This window comes from Rhizobium sp. CIAT894, assembly GCF_000172795.2.
Lineage (GTDB): Bacteria > Pseudomonadota > Alphaproteobacteria > Rhizobiales > Rhizobiaceae > Rhizobium.
The window spans coordinates 3,309,878-3,327,767 of record NZ_CP020947.1 but is presented as its reverse complement, the minus strand read 5'-3'; the positions used below and the strand labels follow the sequence as shown (position 1 = coordinate 3,327,767).

Annotated in this window: 16 protein-coding genes; 4 read left to right on the top strand and 12 right to left on the bottom strand. The window is 57.6% G+C overall.

Annotated elements, in window-relative coordinates:
• Nucleotides 1-81 precede the first annotated feature (81 nt).
• Nucleotides 82-810, bottom strand: a complete 729-nt coding sequence (locus RHEC894_RS16525; RefSeq protein WP_281069160.1) for an Ig-like domain-containing protein — start codon at nt 808-810, stop codon at nt 82-84.
• Between the two features lie 672 nt (nt 811-1,482).
• Between RHEC894_RS16525 and RHEC894_RS16520 the strand changes: the two genes are divergently transcribed.
• The 4 genes from RHEC894_RS16520 to RHEC894_RS16505 all read left to right on the top strand — a co-directional run bounded on the left by RHEC894_RS16520 (nt 1,483) and on the right by RHEC894_RS16505 (nt 7,650).
• On the top strand, nt 1,483-3,039 hold the full coding sequence (locus RHEC894_RS16520; protein ID WP_085738078.1) for a right-handed parallel beta-helix repeat-containing protein: 1,557 nt from the start codon (nt 1,483-1,485) through the stop codon (nt 3,037-3,039).
• A 588-nt stretch (nt 3,040-3,627) separates the two neighbouring features.
• The gene (locus RHEC894_RS16515) at nt 3,628-5,397 is read left to right on the top strand and encodes a type I secretion system permease/ATPase (RefSeq protein ID WP_085738077.1); all 1,770 of its coding nucleotides are present in this window, start codon (nt 3,628-3,630) and stop codon (nt 5,395-5,397) included.
• A gap of 15 nt (nt 5,398-5,412) precedes the next feature.
• Nucleotides 5,413-6,720, top strand: coding sequence for an HlyD family type I secretion periplasmic adaptor subunit (locus RHEC894_RS16510; protein WP_085738076.1), 1,308 nt, complete (start codon nt 5,413-5,415; stop codon nt 6,718-6,720).
• Between the two features lie 234 nt (nt 6,721-6,954).
• Nucleotides 6,955-7,650 (top strand): SGNH/GDSL hydrolase family protein, encoded by a 696-nt coding sequence (locus tag RHEC894_RS16505; RefSeq protein WP_085738075.1) that lies wholly within the window; start codon nt 6,955-6,957, stop codon nt 7,648-7,650.
• 21 nt (nt 7,651-7,671) lie between these two features.
• On the opposite strand, the gene RHEC894_RS16500 is transcribed toward RHEC894_RS16505, so the two are convergent.
• From RHEC894_RS16500 to RHEC894_RS16450, 11 genes are all read right to left on the bottom strand, one after another.
• Nucleotides 7,672-8,148 carry a glycosyltransferase gene (locus tag RHEC894_RS16500; protein WP_085738074.1) on the bottom strand — a complete coding sequence of 159 codons (477 nt, stop codon included), beginning with the start codon at nt 8,146-8,148 and terminating at the stop codon, nt 7,672-7,674.
• Complete coding sequence (locus tag RHEC894_RS16495) at nt 8,145-8,603, bottom strand: glucuronosyltransferase (RefSeq protein ID WP_085738073.1); 459 nt, start codon at nt 8,601-8,603, stop codon at nt 8,145-8,147. Before RHEC894_RS16495 ends, RHEC894_RS16500 begins: the two co-directional genes overlap by 4 nt.
• A gap of 208 nt (nt 8,604-8,811) precedes the next feature.
• On the bottom strand, nt 8,812-9,792 hold the full coding sequence (locus tag RHEC894_RS16490) for a glycosyltransferase family 2 protein (protein WP_085738072.1): 981 nt from the start codon (nt 9,790-9,792) through the stop codon (nt 8,812-8,814).
• On the bottom strand, nt 9,789-10,673 hold the full coding sequence (locus tag RHEC894_RS16485) for a glycosyltransferase family 2 protein (RefSeq protein ID WP_085738071.1): 885 nt from the start codon (nt 10,671-10,673) through the stop codon (nt 9,789-9,791). The genes RHEC894_RS16490 and RHEC894_RS16485 overlap by 4 nt, the downstream gene beginning before the upstream one ends.
• A gap of 96 nt (nt 10,674-10,769) precedes the next feature.
• The gene (locus RHEC894_RS16480) at nt 10,770-11,714 is read right to left on the bottom strand and encodes a glycosyltransferase (protein ID WP_085738070.1); all 945 of its coding nucleotides are present in this window, start codon (nt 11,712-11,714) and stop codon (nt 10,770-10,772) included.
• Between the two features lie 81 nt (nt 11,715-11,795).
• Nucleotides 11,796-12,617 (bottom strand): galactosyl transferase, encoded by an 822-nt coding sequence (locus tag RHEC894_RS16475; protein ID WP_085738069.1) that lies wholly within the window; start codon nt 12,615-12,617, stop codon nt 11,796-11,798.
• A gap of 12 nt (nt 12,618-12,629) precedes the next feature.
• On the bottom strand, nt 12,630-13,649 hold the full coding sequence (locus tag RHEC894_RS16470) for a polysaccharide pyruvyl transferase family protein (protein WP_085738068.1): 1,020 nt from the start codon (nt 13,647-13,649) through the stop codon (nt 12,630-12,632).
• 30 nt (nt 13,650-13,679) lie between these two features.
• Nucleotides 13,680-15,182, bottom strand: coding sequence for a lipopolysaccharide biosynthesis protein (locus RHEC894_RS16465; protein ID WP_085738067.1), 1,503 nt, complete (start codon nt 15,180-15,182; stop codon nt 13,680-13,682).
• Nucleotides 15,183-15,332: 150 nt separating this feature from the next.
• A complete protein-coding gene (gene pssM / locus RHEC894_RS16460; RefSeq protein WP_085738066.1) occupies nt 15,333-16,235 on the bottom strand; it encodes an exopolysaccharide glucosyl ketal-pyruvate-transferase in 903 nt (300 codons plus the stop codon).
• Complete coding sequence (locus tag RHEC894_RS16455; RefSeq protein WP_010067886.1) at nt 16,232-16,738, bottom strand: acyltransferase; 507 nt, start codon at nt 16,736-16,738, stop codon at nt 16,232-16,234. The genes pssM and RHEC894_RS16455 overlap by 4 nt, the downstream gene beginning before the upstream one ends.
• Nucleotides 16,738-17,889, bottom strand: coding sequence for a glycosyltransferase (locus RHEC894_RS16450; RefSeq protein WP_085738065.1), 1,152 nt, complete (start codon nt 17,887-17,889; stop codon nt 16,738-16,740). Before RHEC894_RS16450 ends, RHEC894_RS16455 begins: the two co-directional genes overlap by 1 nt.
• Nucleotide 17,890 lies beyond the last annotated feature (1 nt).

Sequence of the window (17,890 nt, the reverse complement as noted above, 5' to 3'; positions counted from 1 at the left end):
TTTTTATCGAGCCCGAACTGAAATATGAGAATGCCCGCCGTTTGCGCGGCGGGCATTGTCTATTGATCGGCTATGGAACGATCAGACGCTGGCGCCCGAAACGAAATCCGTGCCGGTGATATTGAGCGTCAGAACGCCGACATCCGTGTGACCTTGGCCGTCCGAGATCTTGTAGTACTGGACGGTTTCCGTGACGTGATCGCCCGGGGCGATATCTGCTGCCAGATCATAGGTGAATGAGCCGTCCGACTTGACGTGGAACGTGCCGTAGGTGCCGGCGACGTCGGTCGTTGCGCTCGGATTGCCGTTGACGCTCGTGGTGCCGAACTGACGGAGGAAGAGATGACCATTGTCGCCGGGAATGTCGTTGGCGAGAGCGTTGCCGCCGATGGGGTTGCCTTCGATGAAGCTGTAATGGTCGTCGACAGCGATCGGCTTGACCTGGGTTACACCCTGAATATTCAGCGTGAACAGGCCGACGTCGGTGTGGCCGCTGCCGTCGGAGATCTTGTATGAGACCTTCTCCTGAAGCAGTTCACCATTGGTGAAGTTGACCTTGGCAGCGGCGCTTAGAACATAGGTGTAGCTGCCGTCCGGCTTGACGAAGAAGGTGCCGTAGTCGCCCTGGATTTCGGTGACCTGGTTGTTGCCTTGCTTGGCGCCAACGCTCTGCTGATCGAAGGCGCGCAGGAACAGGTGGCCGTTGTCGGATGAATCGTTAGAAAGCAGATTTCCCGAGATGACGTCGGTTTCCAGGAATGTTGCAGTATCGTCGGTTGCATGAATAGCCATTGAATTCTCTCCTTGAATTATTCTTCGCCGGCCGTCCCTGACCTTTGGCGAGCGGCCCGATTAAGGATTTCCTAATTCGGAGAGTCAAGAACATAATTAACAAAAAGTGAGCATTTCTGGGCGCGATGCTCAATATCGGCACACGTTAAATGTGCATAAGATAATGAAAGGCCTAGGTAATATTGCGTTAACAATAATTGAAAACGCAAGCTATGACATTCGCTGCCAATTTTCTTCCGGTGACAAGAAATTTTATTGGTGGGCAATTTACAATAATACGGCATGAAGCTTCTTCTGCTTGTCATATTCCGGATAATCAGATTGAGCTATTGTTAAATTTTAAGTTTTTGATTGATTGTAGCATTATTGCAACTGGATTGTGCCTGATGTTTGTCGCTGCGACTTCGTCGTCATAGCCGTTTACCAAGGAATTTAGGTACCGGGCTGAACTCCTTTCTATCGAAATATCACAGGTTGAGAGATGCGCTCGTGTTGCACGTATTACTGAGAGGTATACGTGAATTGTGCGGTACAAATTCGCTGCAATGCAAAATGTTTACCGCTGAAGCACGTCCTTTTCTTCAGAATTCAAGAATTATTGCGGGATGTCCGGCATTTTAGTGTTTCATTTTAGCTGGCGGAGAGAGGTCCACGCTTAAAAGATTTCCATTGGCGCGGGGAGATCAGAGCATGACCGTCTACTACGTGAATTCAGCAACAGGATCCGACCACAATAGCGGAACCGGCGAGAATTCAGCTTTTGCGACTTTGTCTGCTGTCGAAGCCTTGAAGCTCAATCCCGGAGACAGCGTGCTCCTTGCTGCCGGAAGCGTGTTCAACGAACAGTTCGACTTGAAATATTCGGGCAGCGTCACCGCTCCGATCACGATCGGCAGCTATGGTATCGGCGACGCACCGGTCATTCACAGCAGCAATGACGGTATCCACGGTTCCAAGGCGTCGAACATCGTCATCGAGAACATCAAGATTGCCGATACCGGGGCCAACGCGATCTATGCGGGCAATGTGTCGAACTGGACGGTGCGCAACGTCGAGGTGACAAATACGGGCCTTTCCGGAAAGGCCGGTTCAGTCAGCTTCCAAAGCAGCCAGAACATCACGATCGAGAACAGCACGCTGACCGGTGTGCATGCCGACGGCATCTGGATGGAAAAGGTCAACGGCGTCACTCTCATCAACAATACCGTGACCAACAGCCTCGGCAGCGCAGCTGACGCCATCCAGCTGAATGACAGCAGCAATATCCTGGTCAAGGACAATCATCTGGAGCAGACCGAGACCAATAGCGCCAAGGGCGTGCTGGTGCTGGTGCGCGCCACAGATGCGGTGGTCGAGGGCAATACGCTGGTCGGCGGCGGCTTCGGGTTGAGCGCCCAGGCGGGTACGAATATCTCCATTCATGACAACGATATTTCCGGATTCGGCGGCTATAAATGGTCCTATGGCATCGGCCTTGGCGATCAGGGCGATGCGAAGAACTACGACATCAGCGGAAACTATATTCACGACGGCGTGTGGGGCGTATCGATCAGTGCGGCGGGTTATCCAGATTATGTTCGCTCGAATATCGACGTCCATGACAATGTCTTTGACGATCTGACCTCGTCGGCGCTGAAGGTCGACAGAGCTGCAACCGGCTCTTTCCATGACAATATAGTCGACAGCCTGGTGTCGACGTCGACGATAGCTGCCGTCATTGCCGTCGCAAACACGTTCTCCGTCAGCGACAACAAGACGCTCGAACAAGCCCAGGCCGAACTCGACAGTGCTGCCGGCAATACATCAGGAAGTGTACAGACCCCCGCCACGCCAGTTGTCGAGCCGGTCATCGAAACGCACACGGCGCCCACATCGCCGACCGTCGCCGCTAAAATTGTCGCGGTGCATGATACTCTGAAGATCTCGGCCGACACCGGCAACGCCTATCACGGCAATCTTCTTGAAAACGATCATGCGGCCAATGGGATCGTGCTGCTTCGCCGCTTCGGTGATAGTGCGGTCGACAAACACGGTCTGACGCTGACCGGAAAATACGGTGTCATCCATGTGGATAGCGACGGCGACTACACCTACACGGTCGATGCGGCGAAAATCGCCGGCCTCAGCGGAAAGGTCAGCGAGTCCTTCCAGTACAAGATCTCCGACGGCGCTTCGCATATCGACACGGACAGCTTGAGCGTCGGCATCGATGTGGATGCATTCCATCACAGCCACATATTGCTCTGAAGCAGACTGCCGCCGGGACGGCGTCAGCCGGCCGCTGCTGCCGAGCGGTCCGTCTCGACGTGTAAAGCGCGCCGCGATCGAAATCGCTCCCCGCGCTTTAGGTCCTGTTTGCGCATGTCGTTGCCGCAAAACCGCCACACAGTTTTCCGCGACATGCTCCAAACTCGCCGGATCTGCCGTCGAAATCAAAAGAGCGAAGGACGGTCAATGACAAAAATGTTCCGTCCCGCAAAAGCAAGAAAGATGTATATTGAACGTATAGTTAATGCCCCAGTAAACATCGTGTCTATGCGCGGCCGGCGGCCGGCGCGTTGAGCCGTTATTGGGCGGTTTGGGATTTTCACTTGCTTAAGCCGATATATTTATCGTAGCGTTAAGCTAGAACCCCTAAACTGGCGCGCTAAAATTGGAATTTTCGGCCATCTTTCGGTGCGATTCATATAATAAGTCGTGAACTTGCAAGCGGAGACCCGGCGCCGGTGCCGATGATCCAAATGCGACTATGTCATTGTCGGGCTTGATGGGCCCGTAACTGCGGAGCGCGTTGGCGTTTACCTGCGTGCGATGCGGTAGAAGAGGGATTACTTGGTGTTTCAGAGTTCAGCAGCGGACGTCAGCGAGCCATCCAAAGCCTTGCGAAAATGCAAGGGAGGCCTTGTCTTCATTGGCATAGCCAGCGCGCTCATCAATATCCTCTATCTCACAAGTTCGTTTTTTATGCTTGAGGTGTATGACCGCGTCATTCCCGCCAAAAGCATACCGACGCTGGGTGCTCTGGCAATACTTGCGTTGGCCCTTTACGCTTTTCAGGGTGCGTTCGAAGTTCTCAGGAGCAGAATGCTCGTGCGCGTTGCCGGCTCGCTCGACGAGATGGTGAATGGACGCGTGTTCCGGGCGCTGATCAAGGCGCCGTTGAAGGTCAAGATCGGTGGGGACGGGCTGCAGCCGTTGCGCGACTTCGACCAGATCAGAACCTTCCTGTCCGGCATGGGTCCGACGGCGATGTTCGATCTGCCCTGGCTTCCCTTCTATGTCGTGATCTGTTTCCTGTTTCATCCGGCGATCGGATATATCGCGATCGGTGGATCGCTGGTTCTCGCCATCCTGACGTTCCTGACCAACCAGGGAACGCGTACGCTGTCAAAACGGCAATCCGAAGCCGGCAATATGCGCAATGCCTTTGCGCAGACCTCGATCCGCAATTCCGAAGTCATTCACGCCATGGGCATGGCGGGCACCATGGCTGAAATCTGGGACCGTAAAAACAGCGAATACCGGCTCATCACCCGGCAGGCGTCGGATGTCGGCAACGGTTATGCGACGCTGTCGAAAATTTTCCGTATTGCCCTGCAATCGGGAACGCTGGCGACCGGTGCGATCCTCGTCATTCAAGGCCAGGCCTCCTCAGGCATTATCATCGCCGGCTCCATTCTGACGTCCCGCGCTCTGGCGCCTGTCGAAGCGGCGATCGGAAATTGGCGCGGTTTCGTTTCCGCCCAGCAAAGCTGGGCGCGGCTTGCGAATCTGTTGAAAACCATTCCGGAAATTCCGGTCCCGCTGGCGCTTGCGGCGCCCTCCAAGCAGGTGACGGTCGAGGGTTTGGCGAGTGGACCGCCGGCCGGCCAGCGTCTGGTCATTTCCGATGTCAGCTTCGGCTTGAGAGCAGGAAGCGCCCTCGGGGTCATCGGTTACAGCGCCTCGGGCAAGTCGTCGCTGGCGCGGGCGATGATGGGTGTCTGGCCGACCGTCAGGGGATCCATTCGCCTCGATGGCGCAGCGCTCGACCAGTGGGATGGCGACGCGCTTGGCCGGCATATCGGTTATCTCCCGCAGGATGTCGAGCTTTTCTCGGGAACCGTCGCGCAGAATATCTGCCGTTTCGCCAAGGAAATGTCGCCTGAGGCGGTGGTTGCCGCGGCGAGGGCAGCGCGCGTTCACGATCTCATTCTTCGCCTGCCGAACGGTTACGAAACCGAAATCGGCGAAGGTGGGGCCGCGCTTTCGGCCGGCCAGAGACAGCGCATCGCGCTTGCAAGAGCGCTTTACGGCGAACCATTCCTGGTGGTGCTCGACGAACCGAACTCCAATCTCGATGAAGAAGGCGAGCGGGCGCTAAGTGCTGCGATCATGAGCGTGCGCGCACGCGGCGGCATCGTCGTCGTCATCGCCCATCGATCCGGTGTTCTGGCAGCATGCGACTTCGTGCTGATGATGCAGGACGGCCGGATGATCGCATTCGGTCCCAAGGAAGAAGTGCTGGCGCGGGTCAGCCGGCCGGACGCGGCGGCGGCGCGTACGCCGATTGCCGAGCGTGTGGCTCAGCTCAAGGTCGTCGTCGACGGCATGGCCGCCGAATAGGCCGGAAGGAAGATTGTGAGTAAAGTTATCAGCGAATCGAAACGCTCCCTCAATCGTCATGTCGCTATCGTCGGCGCGTTGTCTATCGCTCTCGTGTGCGGCATTGGCGGTTGGGCGGCAACGACGGAGCTTTCGAGCGCCGTCATCGGCGAAGGTGTTGTTGTCGTCAACGGTGACGTGAAGAAGATTCAGCATCTGACCGGCGGCATCGTGTCCAAGCTGCTGGTTGCGGAAAACGACCATGTGACGGCTGGACAGGTCCTGATACAACTCGACGGCACGACGACAAAGGCGCAGCTCTCGATCGTCGAGAGCACGCTCGCCCAGCTTTACGCGCGCCGCGCCCGGCTGAAGGCCGAACGGATCGACGCCGAGTCATTCAATGTCGAGGAAAACATCAGCGATCTGACATCCAGCAGCGCGGCGCGGGATCTGCTGGACGGCGAGACGAAATTGTTCGACAGCCGCAGATCGGCGCTGGTCGGCATGAAGAGCCAGTTGGCCTCGCGCAAGGATCAGCTGGCCGAGCAGATCAAAGGATTGGTCGTTCAGATCAATGCGACCAATGATTCGCTCGGGCTGATCGAACAGGAACTCGAGGGCGTCGATACGCTCTACAAGAAAGGGCTGGTCACGCTGCAGCGTTTGAATTCGCTGAAGCGCGCCCGCGCTGAACTCCAGGGTAACAGCGGCCAGGAAATCGCGGCAAAGGCAGAGGCTGAAGGCAAGGCAATCGAGCTCGATCGCCAGACAATTCAGCTGGACGAGGACCGTCGCTCCGAGATCGCGAAGGAACTGACCGACGTTGAGGCTAAGATCGCCGAAAATGAAGAGCGCCGGGGAACGGCGGTCGATCAGCTCCGCCGCCTCGACATTACCGCGCCGCTCAGCGGGCGCGTTCATGAGCTTTCGGTTCACACGGTCAATGGCGTCGTCAATCCTGGCGAGACGCTGATGCTCGTCGTTCCCGAGAACGAAGACCTTACGGTTGAAGCGAAGGTTGCCACCCGCGATATCGACCAGGTTCACGTCGGCCAGTCCGTCGATGTGCGTTTCAGCGCCTTCGATCAGCGCACGACGCCTGATGTGCGCGGCGAGATCACCTCGATTGCGCCTGATATCGTCAAGGATGAGCGGACGGGCATCAGCTATTATCCCCTTCGCGTCAAGCCGGAGGCTGCAAGCATCGCCAAGCTGAAGGCTATAAAGCTTTATCCGGGCATGCCGGCTGAGGTCTTTATCAAGATCGCCGACAGGACCGTTATCTCTTATCTTACCAAGCCGCTGACCGATCAGATGCAGCACGTATTTCGTGAGGAGTGATTGGCGGCGTACCGCGTCGCCAACGCTTCAAAGAGGCCGTTGTCATCGATCTGGCTCTTCTGCATAATTTCTGAAATCGGAACCGATTGAGAAATATGCAGTGATCGAAAGCGTTCCAGCACCTTTTGGGCGTGTGAAAAGAAGCGCGGTTCCCTGGTGAGCGATCTGTCACGATCGAACAGCGATGCGCGGCCATTTCGCAAGATGGCTCCAAGCCTGTTGCAAGGTCTCCTCATGATCGGTTTGCGGCTCTGGCGAGCGATGCCAATGGCGAGACAACCGGCTTATGGGCTGCTTTTGCTTTTTGCCTGTTTCGCGATGTTTTCGGTGACTGGGAATAGCAATGCCGAGGGCCTTCCGCCGTTGAAAATAGTGGCTTTCGGCACATCCTTGACGGCCCGCGGGGGGTGGCAGCCGTCGCTCGAGACTGAGCTTGCAGCCTGCCTGCAAAGACCTGTGAAAGTCGAGAGCGTTGCAAAGAGCGGCAAGACGACGCTATGGGCTCTCACCCAGCTTGATCGCGTCGTTGCCGGGCAGCCGGATATCGTTCTGATCGAGCTTTATGCCAACGATGCAGCCTTGCAGCGGTTCGTGTCGCTTGCGCAAAGCCGCAAGAATATCGGCGACATCCTCGACCGGCTTCGGCAGCGCCTGCCGCGCGCGCGGATCATCGTCATGGCGATGAACCCGTTTTCGGGAATGCGTGGCCTGATCCGTCCCTTTGTCGGAAGTTACATCGCGGCCCATCAGGCGGAGGCTGAGGAACGGGGTCTGGAGTTTGTCGACCACCAGCCCAACTGGCAGCGTCTGACGCCGGAGGATCTGGCTGCAGCCATCCCCGATGGCGCCCATCCCCTGCCTGACATTGCTTCCAAAATCATCGTGCCGGAGCTTGTCAAACAGATTGCCGGCGGCAATTGCAAAGAATGACAGATCCGCGAGGGGCTTGGTTCAGACCGCCGCGAGATAGCCTTTGAGGTATTTGACCAGCGAAGTCCGCCCAGCCTCAGACGGGTCCTCGTGAGAGGGACTGTCCAGATCGTCGAGAAGATAGTTTTTGAGATCCTCGTCGGTATGGGCGACATAGATGCCTGGCCGGCCGGCGAGTTGGCCTACCGTGGCGAGTTGATGGTCGTTGCGATGTTCTCCGAGGGACGCCTGCCGGGGAACGAGAATGATCGGTTTTCCAAAACGTTTCGCGGTCAGCACTGTGCCAATTCCCGCATGAGAAACGATAACGCTTGCATCGAAAAAGACCCTGTCGAAGTCCGCGGGCTCGATATTCTTGATCCATTTCATGTTCTGGGGCGTGTAAGTCCCCTTGCCGATCTGCGCCAGAACCGGCCTGGACAGATCCTTTGCAAAAGAGTCGACAGCCTTGACGAGGCGATCGAACGGCAGCTGCGTTCCGACGGTGACAAGGATCAAAGCACAGCTCCTGCGTAGTGGGGACCATCCGGCCGCGACAAATGTTGCCACTGCGTCAGCCAGAGCGTCGCGATACGGCCAGCCAATTTTCCCGACAGGGAGAGCTTCTCGACATTGGCGACGCTGTCGATCCAGATCGTGCGCTTGCCCGTCAATTTGCCGGCAAGCAGGCAAAAAAGTCCGGGCGCCGCACCGGTGGAGATGATGACATCAGGCCTGTGTCTGATGACGATGGAGAAGGCGCTGAAAAAGCAGCGGATCGACATGGTAATGGAGTCGCGGCTGCAGTCGGGAAGCACCAGACCGTCGCGAATGTCATATTTGGCAAGCAGGCCCGGAATGGTCGTTGCAAAGACGATATCGCAGCCTTCGAACGCGCCGCGCATGGCCATCAGCTGCTCCCAATGGCCGCCTCCTGACGAGGCAGCGAGAACCTTCAATTTTTTCTCAGCCATAGACAGGCATCTCCTATATTTGACCGATGACATGTGTGGGAAACGGTTCTGTTCGAACGGCGGTCATGTCAAGATAGTTCCACGGAACTGTACCATTTTTGGCCGGGTTGGTTGAAGCCTTGAAGTTCACGGACGGCCAATCACACAGGATATGTCCGGTTGGAACGTCGGAAGCGTCAAAGCTCATCTGAACATGCTCCAAACAGTCTCAAAGAGCGGCATTGGGCTTATATTCTTGATATGCATGTCCGAGAATGCCGTTGACCATGCCGGCGCCGCGCAGAACATGGGTGAGGGCACGCATGCCCCAGTAGGGTGAAATCAAGATCGCCGGCAGCATGGCCAGTCCAAGCAGGACCCGCGTGGCACCATAAGCGGCGCGATAAATCCGGCGCTTGAGATTGCCGTGCAGAACCTCGCTGACTGCGAAGGTATTGCCGAGTCGGTATTGTCTTTGCAACACCCATTTCCAGGTCATCCGGTTCGCAGGAACGATGTCATAGACCAGCGCCTTGTCGGCCCAGAAAATCTGCATGCCGCGGCGGACGGCCTGATTGAAGAAAAGATAGTCCGTGCCGCCGGTGAAGCGCATCTTCTCCTCGAAACGAAGGTTCCATGAGCGGATCAGGGGGTAGTCGAACATCACATTGTTCGAAGCCGCATAACCGATACGCTGGCCGTCGATGTTCTTCTTGCGCTCGAATACCCTGGCCTTGATGAAATATTCCGGCGGGTTTTCGGGATAGACCGGCTGAACGGGGCCGTAGACGCAATCGGCGCGGTTTTTCTCGCGGGTCTCCAGCATGGCGTCCAGCCAGCCGTCGACCGGCCATTCGTCGTCGTCGAGAAAGCAGAAGAGGTCGGTGCCGGGAGGTGCCGAATCCAGCGCGCGGTTGCGTGCAAAGGGTATGCCCTGGTTCTGTTCGACGACGTAAATCAGATCGTAGGCGCCGGTCTGGCCAAACCCCTCCACCGTTGCCTTCGCGCTGCCGGCCGCATCATTGTCGACGATCACCATGGTGAGATGATAGGGGCGGGCGGCGTGCCTGATCTGGCGCGTCATGACGTCGAGCAGCTTGGCGATCCCGTCCAGACGGCGATAGGTCAGCACGCCGACGGCGATCTTCAGCGGTGCGGCGTCCGCTGCGATATCGGCGGATGAAGGCGGGAGAGTTTCTTGCTGGTTCATGCCTGTCCTCTCCGCAGCATATTTCCCAAACGCTTGCGCGCCGCCATCAGGGCCACTTCGGTTGCGGCTGCATCGCCGAACGGGCCGCCGGCGACCGTATTGCGCGCTTCGCTCCTGAGCTTCAGCAGCGAGGTCGTTTCGGCGATGCCGCCGGCCACCAGGCTCTTGCCGAGCGCCTGCAGCCCGTCATAACGACGTGCCAGCTCCAGTCCCGTCGCAATCATGATGCGTGGGCGCAATGTCTTTGCCCTGCTCGTGCCGGTATAGCGGTTCGACGCATGAATGCGCTGGAAGGTCAGAGGAGTTTCGACGATGGCGCCGCGGCCGAGATAGGCTGCGGCGAACTTGATATAGTTGTCGCTGAGGACGACGTCTGTCGCAACCGACATCGGCAGGATCTGCGACAGCAGGCTGCGGCGGAAACTCAGGCCCGATGTCGGAACCGGAAGCGAGGGAAAGCCGCCGTTGCGAAGCGTATCCCGCTTGTCGAAGAGCGTCACCTGCAGTCGCACCGGAGGCTGGTCGCCTTCATTGGTCGTCACCCGGTCGAAACACCAGTCGATCTCGTTGCGATCGTAGATCTCGGCGATCCCGGCGAGTTTACCGGGCAGAAACGCATCATCGGCATCGAGGAGAAACAGGATATCGCCGCTCGCGGCCGCAAAACCCGCATTGAAGCTCGAGGCCTGGCCGCCGTTTTCCTTCAACACCGGCAGGATCTTCTCGCCATAGGAGGCGAGAATCTGCCTGGAATCATCCGTCGAGCCGTCGTCGACTACGATCACTTCAAAGTCGGGATAGGCCTGCGACAGAACACTGTCGATGCATGGGCGCAAATATTGCCCATAATTGAAATTGTTGATGAGCACCGAAAGTTTCAAATTATCGCCTCCTACAGCGCCGCGCGTCTTTTCAGACGCGCAAAGGACGCTGTAACATTTTGAATTGCTGCATAAGTGCTGCAGTAGGCCAATCGATCATCGCCCCAGCGTCTGGGGCGCGTATCGGCGAATTCCGGCGCGATAGCCACGCATGTAGTAATATTTCCAGATTGCCCAGAAACGCTTCTTCGATTGCGGCAGGAGGTAAAGGCCGGCTGCCCGCAATGCCCATTGCGCGCTTTCGATCCAAGTCGGAAGCGGAACTCCGCTTAGCCTTACCCCTCCAGGCACTTCGTCGGGAAAGAGTGCCGGCATGCCATAGCCAAGCCGTTCGCCGCGCTTCTGGACCCAGTGCTCGGTGACGCTCGATGCCGGGATCCAGTGGTGAACCACGGCCTCGGCGCATCGATAGGATTTGGCGCCGCTGGCTGCGAGGCGGATGATGATTTCGGCATCCTCGCCCATTGCGAACATCGGTCCCGGAAGAGGACCGATGTCTTCCCGATAGCGGACGCTCGCCCCCAGCAACTCACGCCGAACAATCGTGTTCGGGCCCCAAACCTTTGTCGGGTCGCATGGTCCGCTTTGTGTCTCGTCAACGATCGCAAATGTCGATCCCATAGGAATCCAGTCGATAAAGCGATCCTTCGGCTCCTTTTCCCAATCGGGGACGATTCTGCCGCCGAAGACGCCATAGCTGGGATGGGCAGCGGCGCAGTCGACGATTGCCGTCAGCCAATTCGGTTCGGCGCGAATGTCGTCGTCGGTCAGGACGACGAGATCTCCCTTTACCCGATCCAAGCCCATGTTCAACGCACCGGACTTTCCCGGCGTGCGCTGCTGCAGGATGGTGATCGGAAGCTTGTCGCTGTAGGACTTCAAAAGATCGAACGTGTCGTCATTGCTGTTGTTGTCGACAGCAATCAATTCCCATCGATCATGGGGAAGTTCCTGGCGCACCAAGGAATCCAACATATGGCGCATCCGTCGGCTGGCGCCATTATAAGATGCAAAGAGCACGCTGACGAATAGATCCGACATCAATGACCAACCCTCTTGGTGAAGTCGAAAGAGAAAAGCCTCATATTTTGACTGCCTGTGCGATGTTCGAGCAAACGGTTTTTACGCTGGATTCGACCGCGTCTTGCCGAAGAATTCGCGCCTGTGTGTTTCGCCGAGCACCCTCAACTTACGAAGATTGCGTAACCAGCGCCGCGGTTTGGTGAGCACGCCGCGGTTCAGGAAATACTGCCGCAGCAGGCTCGGCGCCTGACTGTGCGATCCGCCATGGGCGACCCGATAGACTGCTCCGCGAAAGGGGAGTTTTGCAAGCGGCGTTCCGCGTTGCGCCAGAATTTTCGCGATACGAACATGGCTGCCCAGCATCGACTTGATCCAGTCGAGCGAAGCATCCTCAAATCGGTTCGGCAGATCGTAGAGATCTGCACGGATGATCAAGGATGTGCCGCAGAGATGGCTGAAGTCATCATGGCCGAAGAGGAAATTGCCGCCATCATCCCAGATGTAGCCGTGGTCGATCGTCCAGCCGTTGGCGTCTCGATTTTCGGATGCGTGTTGCACGATGCGGGAACTGACGAAGTCATCGTCGTCGACAATCATGAAGAAGCGGCTGTCGGCGGCGGTCAACATGCCGCTCAGAACGCGCCGGCCCTTGTCGGCGCGGAAGGCGTCAAGAAAATCTTCCTTGCTGCCCTTTCCGAGTTCGTGCAGGTCGTTCGGCGGAAAAGTCACGCGCACGGCGGAAAACTTTTCCGGCAGATCAGGCAGATCGGCCCCTTCGTTCGCCACGATGATTCCGCGCCAGTCGCCATTGGTCTGGTTGGAAATGGAGGCCACGGTCTGGGTAAGATTTGCCTTCAGCCTGCTCCAATCGCGGGCGTTGTCCTGATGTCGGACCGGGATGATGAAGGTAACGAGTGGCATCGAATAACCCCCTTAAGCCCGCAAGCCCACGGCTTCTTTATTCTGGAGCGCCTGGTGACGCGCCCACTCGATCCCGTCTTCGAGCGAGGTTGCCTTGTATGAAAGATCCGTTCCGCCGGAGAAGGCATTCATGAAACGGCGGATCTTTCCATAGCTGTTGTCCAGCACGGCATGCGGGCGGCCGAGCAGCAGCGAGCAGATATGGACGTGCAGGCGGTCGGTGACGATGGCGCGGGCCCGCGAAATCTGGCTGATGCCGCGTTCGAAGCGGTTGTGGGCTGCTGCATCCAGCCTCCGCAAGGCAATTTCGCTCGGCTTCAAGGCGAGATAGGCCGAAGCTACGCCCAGCTTCTTGGCGATATTCACCTTCCGTTTCGACTCCGTGATCCAGTCCTCCACCGGAATGTCGGAAGGAATATTGCGATCAGCGCCGCCAACCCGTTCGGCATCTTCGCGCAACATGGCGAGGACGGGAATCTGCGTCGCCCTTTCGGCAAGCGCGCCGATGGCGAAAGCCATATCGGGGCACAGCCGCACGGTGCAGTCGAAGTGCTTCTCGGAAAATTCCTTCGATTCTTCGTCGCGCACCAGCAGAACGAAATTCTTGTGACGCCCGATTGCCCGCTTGGACTGCTCGATGCGCTCAGGCGAACTGTAGTGGATCGACTGCGGGAACTGGATGATCTGCCGATCCGGAAAACGCTCCATGATCATTTCGCGGAAATCCTGGTGGGCAACCCAGATATCGCCGAAATTGCCGCCGCCGTGAATGAAGATCGGGCCTGTGGGTACGCGCCGTTTCAGTTCGTCGGCGGAGAAGTCGTACAGTCTGGAAACATAGTCCGGACGTTTGCCGAAGCGATCCTTGAGATAGGCCATCTCACCCAGCCAGATCGCCGAGTCGCCGCAATTGCGGATGTCCGGAAAGTCCAGAATGGCGAGCGGTTCCTCGCGCGAGACATAGTCTTTCAGGCAATCATGGATCATGCCGTTGAGTTTTGCGATCAGCTCAGATCTGGATTGGCTGGTCATTCTGCCTCTCTTGTTGATGTTCGTTTCGCTTCAGGCCGACTTGGGTACGGCAATACGTTTGGCTTTTGACAGGAACTTGACAAAGATACGCTGGACTTCGGTTTCCGGGCCATCCGGCTTCTTCATCGCAAGCCAGAGGACAAAGCTGGAACCGAGATAGAGAATACCGCCGGTGACGACGAGGATGGCGAGGTGAAGGGCCAGCGCCGGCTTGTCGGTCGGAGTGTTCAGGATATGCGACAATCCCCAGACGCCGGCGGCCATCAAGGCGACGCTGGCGAGCGCGCGGAAATTGGCTGCGAGCTGCTGGAAAAATGGCAGATTGATCAAACGCTTGACGAGAAGCATATTGACCGCGGTGGAAATCAGGCCCGTCAACACGCGGGCATAGACGACGCCCGGCAGTCCGGCCATCATCAGGCCGGCGATGATGATGGGGACGCGAACAACCAGCATCTGCGTGTCGCGGATGAACAGCAGCTTGGTATGGCCCTTCGCCATGCCCAGCGGCTGGACAAGCGAACCGAGGGTCTGCAGCGCAAACACCGATGCCAGCGCCTGGACGATGAAGATAGCCGGAGCCCACTTTTCTCCCAAGGCAAGCCGCATCATCGGATCGGCAACGACCGCCATGCCGATGCCGGCCGGAAGTGCGACCGCAGCCAGCAGCGCCTGCGCGCGCTGATAGGCGGCGACAAGCCGGACCGGATCGTTGCGGACCTTGGAAAAGCCCGGATAAATCGTCTGGTTCAACGGCGCCGTCGCCTCGCGCGTCGGCAGCGTCGCAAGGGTGTTGCCGACGGTATAGTGGCCAAGCTGCGTGGCGCCCAGCATCTTGCCGATCAGCAGATATTCGATCCGCCAGTTCAGCGTGTTGACGATCTGCCCGGCCGTCAGCCAGAGCGAGAAGGAAAACAATTCCCGCGCATGGCGGAAGGTTATGCGCGGCCAGAACGGCAGGACGGTGTAGGATACGATGATATTGGTCACTTGATAGGCAAGTGTGCCGATCACGAGCGCCCAATAACTCTGATAGATGGCTGCAATTGCCACCGTCACGACAAAACCGACCAGCTTTTGCGAGACGTTCAGCACGAACTCCTGCCAGAAGATCAGATCGCGCTGGAGCATGACACGGCGTGGATTGGCGAGGCCACTCAGAAGCAGGCTGAAACTCAGGGCAAGCATTACACTCGTCAGCCGAGGTTCGTTATAAAACTCGGCGATCGGATAAGCAGAAGCGGCGAACAACAGCGCCAATATTGCGCTTCTTGTTACGCTCAGCGTCCATACCGCACTGAAATGAGCCTCGTTCGGCGCCTCGTGACGGATGAGCGCCTGACCGAGAGAAAGTTCGGTGACGGAACTCAAGATGACCTGGATTGTCGTCGCAATGGCAACGAGGCCAAAGTCGGACGGCGCAAGATACCAAGCCAGAACAAAGGTGCTGAGAGCCGAAAGCCCGTTGACGATGGCGCGGGACAGGCTCAGCCACATGCTGCCCTGAATCAGTCGGTCGGTCACGCTGCTCATGGGCGAACGGCTCCTGAGATCTGGGACATCGACCATTTAAGCGGGCCGCATACCGATCCAAAATGCCTCTGCCCCTTGCGGGCGCAGAGGGGATTGATGGAGTTGGAAAGCATCATGCTTTGTTGCCTCGTCACGAAAACGATTGCGACCTTAAAGGGCGCTTGCCGCTTTCTTGGAAAAATCTTGCTTCAGCCGATCCAGCTCGACCAGCATTTTCTCGTGCGCTCTTGCGATAGCCTCATCGGTGCTAAGCTGGCCCGGCTTCTCTGCCACCCGCTGCAACGTCTTGACCGTCGATCCAAAGACATAGTTGCCGCTTAGCTGTCTGATACGGCGATGACGGAATGTTATGTTCTTCAACAGGTACGCATTTTTCCGTGCAAGTGACGCCCCGGCCTCGACGAGATTTGACGGGCCGATCGCGTCGAAGTCGATTTCAAGATCAAGCGCACTCGCCCAATCGTACCACTTGGCGCGATTCTCGGGATCAATCGGGCGGATGGCCCTCCAAGGAACACGTAGCGCGTCGGAGATAATAGCGCCATGCATCGCCTCGGAGACGACCTTATGTGATGCGCTGATCTCGGTCAGAACCTTTTCCACAGGCCAGCGCGGATCGATATAGTGAATGCCGGCGAGCTCGCAGGCTTTATCCCAGCTACCGTACATGGCGCTTACGTAATGCGGCATGAAGGACACGGGATAACGCTTCTGGATTTTCGACGCATCCCAGCAACTGCGCGTCAGGATGCCCGAATCGCCGATGGCGTAGCTCGGATCGATGCCGAGGACCTCGGCGGTCTTCTTTCCGCGCACGAAATAGAAGGTCCAGTTGCCGTCGACCTTCGGCGGGTTGGTGTAGCCGCCATAACCAGAGCCGAAGACGATCTTCTGCATGTTCGGGTCGAAATTGTCGTAGAGGATCGAGCCGATGCCGAGGAACAGCTGGCCTTCGTCTTCGTCGAAGAAGCCGGGCAGCAGGCGCTCCCAAAGCCAATGGTTCAGTTCGTCGCCGAAATTCTCGTGTTTCCCACGATAGGCAAACATCTTCATCGTGCTTCTCCAGTCGGCAAGTGCGTCACGATCTGCGTGACCGTTTCGTCCTCGCGGGCCATGCGTCCGTAACGTGAAATGATCTTGATGTCGCTGCGGATGATCTTTGCCGGATTGCCGGCCACCAGCGAACGTGGCGGAACGCTCTTGGTCACCACCGAGCCCGAGCCGATGACGCATTCGTCACCGATCTCGACACCGGGCAAAATGATGCTGCGGGCGCCGATGAAGCAGCGTTTGCCGATCCTCGTATGAAGGTAGAGCCCGCGGGTGAGATCGTGGGTGAGGATCGCCGCCTCAAAGGCGACATAGGTTTCAGCCCCGATATGCAATCCCTTCGGGTTGGTCTTGTCGAACCGCACGCTCAGCGAAAAGCTGGCGGTCGGATCGATGTCCATTCCCCAGAACTTCGTATAATAGAGCCATTTGGCGGTCACAATTCCGTTCCGCAGCGGCCGAAATACGTTCAGTCCCCACTTCGGCTTTTTTCCTTTATGCACCATCAAGTCCGACCCCGGCTGGAAAATTCGTCTAGCACGGAACTGTAATAGTCCTCGAGCATCCCCGTCTGACGACGTAAGTCGAAGCGCTCGGCCACCAGAAGCGGTGCCCGCGCGCTGAAGGCTGTCCACAGAGCCTGGTCGTTGAGCAGTCTTCCGACCGCTTCCGCCATTCCTGCGACATCCCGCTCCTCCACGAGATAACCAGTTTTCCCCTCTTCGATCGCTTCGCCCACGCCTCCCGAGCGAAATGCGACGACCGGAGTGCCGACGGCTTCCGCCTCCAGATTGGCGAGGCCGAAAGCTTCCGCGTGACCATTGTCGAGGGTCACGCTTCCATGGAGATAAAGCTCAGCACTGGCCAGCAGATCCCTTATCTCAGTCTGCGACAGATTTTCATGGATCGTGACGCTTGGCAAGGAACGACGCGCCAGTGCTTCGATTTCCTCTTTCAACGGACCCTGGCCGACCATGACGAATTCGACCGGAGTGCCCGTAGCCGCCACGCGGGACAGCGCGTCGATCATGAATCGATGGCCCTTGTAGTCGACGAATCGGGCAATTGAAACCACCAATCCTTTTTTTCGGGGCCGGGGCTCCATTTTGAAGAGATCGAGATCGATGCCGATATGATGGCGAAAGACCCGGTCGGCGCGAAAGCCGAGCGCCAGCAGCCGGTCGCGGATGAAGTCGGAAACGGCGATGTTCCAGCTGTTCCAGCCGGCCATCTCGCTGCGGCCCTTGGCGAAGAAGCGCACCTGATTGAAGCCGCCCGGCTTTTTCGGGTCGCCGCCATAGGTAGCGTCGAAACCGTGGAAGGTCGTGACCAGCGGTTTGCCTGCAGCACGAGCCAAGGGCCCGATGACATAACCGTTTTTGCCGAAATGGGCGTGAACGAGATCGGCTTTGCCGATCGCCGGAAAGAGGAAGGGCAGGCCGATCTGCGGGATTTTCAGAAGCAGTTCACCGGCCCGCGCAACGGGAGACCGACGGATGTCATGAACCGGAACCGTGGATTTTTTGGTATGGGCGGAAGAAATTCGCGAGCCGGCAAGAATTTCAGCTTCGAACGAACGGAAGGCCACCGCCTGGTTGAGAACAAAAGCCTGGCTGGCAGGCAAAAATTTTTCCACGTAAATAACGGCTTTTCTCATG